Below are 1,084 nucleotides of genomic sequence, written 5' to 3' on the forward strand. Positions count from 1 at the left end.
CGGCGGAGTGACAGGCGTGAAGGGCGAGGTGCACGTCGCGAAGGGCGCCGAATCCAGGCTGCACTCGAAGCGCACCACGTCCGTGTCGTTGCTACTGAATGCGAACGGCACGTTCTGTGACGTCACCTCCGGCAACGCAGCGGTGAACTCCGTGTCGGGCGCCACTAGGTCCACCGTCCACGAGTGCGGGACGTCCGTCCCCCGATTATCGGCACGGTCCACCGCGCGTACCAACAACGTGTAGCGCGAGCCATGCGTCAGGTTCGAATAGAGCTTCGAGGCGGGGCATGTAGCCCACGTGCCAGTCGTCGAACTGCCCGTCGCGGGCACCTCCGCCAGTTGGCATTCGAAGCGCACGACATCCGCAGCCGTCGAATCGAAGTCGAAGCCCGCCGTCGCCTGGTTGCTGGGGTCCGGCGGGCCCAGTCGAATCGTCGCCGGAGGCCCGTCCGTGTCCACCACCCAGGTATGCATCACGGGCGTCGGGTCCACGTTGCCTGCTTCATCCACCGCCCTCACCTGCAACGCGTGCGTCCCGTCCATCGGCGGAGTGACAGGCGTGAAGGGCGAGGTGCACGTCGCGAAGGGCGCCGAATCCAGGCTGCACTCGAAGCGCACCACGTCCGTGTCGTCGCTGCCGAATGCGAACGGCACGTTCTGTGACGTCACCTCCGGCAACGCAGCGGTGAACTCCGTGTCGGGCGCCACTAGGTCCACCGTCCACGAGTGCGGGACGTCCGTCCCCCGATTATCGGCACGGTCCACCGCGCGTACCAACAACGTGTAGCGCGAGCCATGCGTCAGGTTCGAATAGAGCTTCGAGGCGGGGCATGTAGCCCACGTGCCAGTCGTCGAACTGCCCGTCGCGGGCACCTCCGCCAGTTGGCATTCGAAGCGCACGACATCCGCAGCCGTCGAATCGAAGTCGAAGCCCGCCGTCGCCTGGTTGCTGGGGTCCGGCGGGCCCAGTCGAATCGTCGCCGGAGGCCCGTCCGTGTCCACCACCCAGGTATGCATCGCGGGCGTTGGGTCCACGTTGCCCGCTTCATCCACCGCCCTCACCTGCAACGTGTGCGTCCCGTCC

The 1,084-nt window shown here is 66.9% G+C and carries 1 pseudogene; it reads right to left on the minus strand.

The annotated features are described in order from the left end of the window. A pseudogene (locus F8M74_RS37155) lies at positions 1 to 1,084 on the minus strand (hypothetical protein); the annotation flags it as partial.

It is taken from the genome of Myxococcus sp. CA023 (assembly GCF_010998615.1).
Lineage (GTDB): Bacteria > Myxococcota > Myxococcia > Myxococcales > Myxococcaceae > Myxococcus.